The sequence below is a fragment of the Dokdonella sp. genome (assembly GCF_036518555.1).
In the GTDB taxonomy this organism is placed as follows: Bacteria; Pseudomonadota; Gammaproteobacteria; order Xanthomonadales; family Rhodanobacteraceae; genus Dokdonella_A.
This window is the reverse complement of sequence record NZ_DATDMY010000100.1, coordinates 1-3,469: the sequence shown is the minus strand read 5'-3', so window position 1 is coordinate 3,469 and position 3,469 is coordinate 1. Positions and strand designations below refer to the sequence as shown.

Genomic DNA, 3,469 nt, shown 5'->3' with positions numbered 1-3,469 from the left:
TCTCGCCGCGCGCGAACGGCGTTGGGAGGACGCCGCGCGCGCGGCGGCCGATGCGCTCGCCGACTGGCCCGCCTCCGGTGCCGACGGCGATCGCGGCGCGGTCGTGCGCGTGCGCCAGCGTGCGTTGCTCGCGCTCGGCCGCAGCGGGGATGCTTACGTGCTGCTGGACCGCCGGCGCGAAGCACCGCTGACCGCGGCGAACGAGCCCGGCGCCGTCGACGACGCCCTCGCGATGGCCGAATGGTGCATCCACGTGCGCGACGGCTGCGCGATGGGCTGGCTCCAGCATGCGGCCGCGAGCGCCGACCGGCGCGGCGTGCCGGCCGAGATCGTCGCGGTCGCCGCGGTGCAGGGGCCATACCTGCTCGATGCCGGCGCGCGCGACCCTGCCGTCGCGGTGATCGGCCGCGTCGCGCCGTGGGCCGCGCGCGACTTCGACAGTGCGCTGCTCCAGCTGCGGCTGTTCGCGCAACTCGGGCCGCGCGAGGCGTGGTTCAACGCGCTGCGCCAGGCGCAGGCGCTCGCGGGCGAACGCGAAATTCCGGTCGCCCTGCTCGCACCGCCCGAGGCGACGGCGCCGCGGTGAATGCGTTCGTCATGCATGACGGAAGCGCCCGTCATGCGATTGGAGCGCGCTTGGAGTGACCCGGCCCGCAAGGGGACGGAACCTGCGCGGAACCCCGAACTGCCGGAGCCGTCCATGATCGCGTCGCCCCCGTCCAACCGTGTCTTCCTGCGTCCGCTGTGCGCGGTGCTGCTGCTGTCCGTCGCGCCGGCCGCCGTCGCCGATACGGTGACGCTCGCCGAATTGCCCGTGCCCGACGGCTACACGGTCGCCGGAGCGACGAACATCGCGGCGGACGGTACGGTGATCGGCGTCGTCTACCCGGATGGCCTCGTCGTGCGCTGGCAGCCCGGCGGCGTGCCCGAGGTGCTCGGCGGCGGCTTGACCTTCACGCTCGATAACATCACCCCGCTGGTGTCGAAGGACGGCAGCACGATCGCGACCACCGGCTATTTCGACGACGGCGGCGATGCGCCGGTCGCCGCTCCGGAAATCTGGACCGGTGGCACCGACTGGGCGCGCATCTCGGGCGCGAGCGCGACGCTCGGCAGCGCCTCGGTGTTCGGCGTCTCGTCCGACGGCACCGTGCTGACCGGCTCGGCCGAACCCGCGGTGCCGCCGCCGGAAGGACCCTGGCCGCAACTGCCGTGGTCGTGGACCGCGGCAGGCGGCCAGGTCCCGCTCGCGCTGCCCGCCGACGCGTTCAGCGCGCAGGCCTGGGCCGCGTCGAACGACGGGCATGTCGTCGCCGGCTTCGGCGAACCCGCGCCCGACGACTACACGCGCTACGGCTTGCGCTGGGACGACGGTGTGCCGAGCTGGATCACCGACGCGCAGGGCCAGCGGGTGGGCCAGGCGATCGGCTGCAACAGCGACTGCTCGGTCATCGTCGGCGCCGGCGTCGAGAACGGCCTCGGCGATCCGCGTGCGTGGCGTTGGCGCGCGGGCGTCGGCCTCGAGTACCTCGACCTCCCCGACGGCGCGCAGGCCGGCGCAGTGACGTACGCGTTCGAGTCGAGCGAAGACGGCAACGTCGTCGTCGGCAGCTATGTCGTGTTCGACCCCAACCTCGGGCCGACCAACCACGGCTTCTACTGGACCGCCACCGACGGTCCGCAGGACATCACCGCGTTCCTCGCCGGCTGGGGCATCGAGTTCGGCGCGGCCGACTGGGTCGATCTGCTCGTCGTCGGGGTCACGCCGGACGGCCGCACACTGCTGCTCAACGGCCTCGACCCGAACTACCAGCGGCGTCGCGCGGTCGTGCACGTCGAGCAGGACGACTGGATCTTCGCCGACGGCTTCGAGGCGATCGGTCCGCTGCGCTGACGCGCGCGGCACGACGCCCTTCAGTACAGGTCGACCGGATCGACGTCGATCGACCAGCGCACGCGGCGCTCGTCCGGCAGCGCGCGCACCGCATCGAGCCAGCCGGGAAGGAACGCCTGCAAGGCGGCGCGTTCGCCCGCTTCGACGAGGATCTGCGCGCGCCACGCGCCTGCGCGGCGCGGCATCGGTGCCGCGAGGGGTCCGTGCAGGCTCACGCCCGCGGGCATCGGCGTCGCACCCGCCGCGGCGGCGCGCAGGAACCGGTCGAGTACGTCCTGCTGCGGCGCTTCGGCGCGCAGCAGCGCGAACTGCACGAACGGAGGCAAGCCCGCGCTGCGGCGCTCGTCGAGCAGGCGTGCGGCGAGCGCGCGGTAGCCGCCGTTGAGCAGGACACCGAGCAGCGGATGCGCGGGATCGTGCGTCTGCAGGATCACCGTGCCCGGCCGATCGGCGCGACCGGCGCGGCCGGCGACCTGCACGACGAGCTGGCCGAGCCGCTCGCCGGCACGGAAGTCGACGCTGTAGAGACCCTCGTCGACGCCGACCACGACGACGAGCGTGAGGTGCGGCAGGTCGTGGCCCTTGGCCAGCATCTGCGTGCCGACGAGGATGCGCGCGCCGGCGTCGGGCAAGCTGTCGAACAGCGCGTCGCGCAGGCGGCGGCCACGCGTGGTGTCGCGATCGACCCGCACGATCTGCACCCCCGGAAAGTGCGCCCCGAGGGCGTCCTCGAGCCGCTCGGTGCCTTCGCCGATCGCGTGCAGCGCGAGTCCGGTGCAGGACGGGCAGGCGTCGGGCACGCGTTCCTCGTGGCCGCAGTGATGGCAGCGCAGGCGGTGCTCGCGCTTGTGCAGGGTCAGCGCGCGCTCGCAATCCGGGCAGCGGGCGCTCCAGCCGCAATCGTGGCAGAGCAGCACGGGCGCGTAGCCGCGCCGGTTGCGGAACACGAGCACCTGCTCGTCGCGTGCGAGGCAGGCCGCGATCGCCGCAAGCGCGGGCGCGGCGAGCCCGTGCTGCAGGCGCTGGCGGCGCAGGTCGACGACCTGCAGCGCGGGCGGTTCGGCGCGCCCGGCGCGGCGGTCGAGGCGGAGCAGCCGGTAGCGCCGCGCATCGACGTTCGCGAGGCTCTCGAGCGATGGCGTCGCCGAGCCGAGCACGATCGGGACGCCGAGCGCCTTCGCGCGCACGACCGCGAGGTCGCGTGCGTGGTAGCGGAAGCCTTCCTGCTGCTTGTACGACGCGTCGTGCTCTTCGTCGACGACGATCACGCCCGGCCGCGCGAGTGGCACGAGCACGGCCGAGCGCGTGCCGAGCACGAGCGGTGCCTCGCCGCGCGCGGCGGCGAGCCAGGCGCGTGCGCGCTCGGCATCGCCGAGGCCGGAGTGCAGCGCGGCGACCTCGACGCCGAGGCGTTCGCGGAAGCGGCGCAGCGCCTGCGGCGTCAGCGCGATCTCCGGCACGAGCACGAGCGCCTGGCGACCACGGGCGAGGCAGTCGCGGATGATCTCGAGATAGACCTCGGTCTTGCCGCTGCCGGTGACGCCGTCGAGCACGAACGGCGCGAAGCCGCGCGCG

3 protein-coding genes are annotated in these 3,469 nt (G+C 74.0%); 2 read left to right on the top strand and 1 reads right to left on the bottom strand.

Annotated elements, in window-relative coordinates:
* Window positions 1-586 (top strand): hypothetical protein (locus VI238_RS06310; RefSeq protein WP_331649597.1); only part of this gene is annotated, 586 nt, incomplete at its 5' end.
* 114 nt (window positions 587-700) lie between these two features.
* A complete protein-coding gene (locus tag VI238_RS06305; RefSeq protein WP_331649595.1) occupies window positions 701-1,894 on the top strand; it encodes a hypothetical protein in 1,194 nt (397 codons plus the stop codon).
* Window positions 1,895-1,914: 20 nt separating this feature from the next.
* On the opposite strand, the gene VI238_RS06300 is transcribed toward VI238_RS06305, so the two are convergent.
* Window positions 1,915-3,469, bottom strand: a 1,555-nt coding sequence (locus VI238_RS06300) for a primosomal protein N' (RefSeq protein ID WP_331649593.1), incomplete at its 5' end; no start/stop codon positions are given.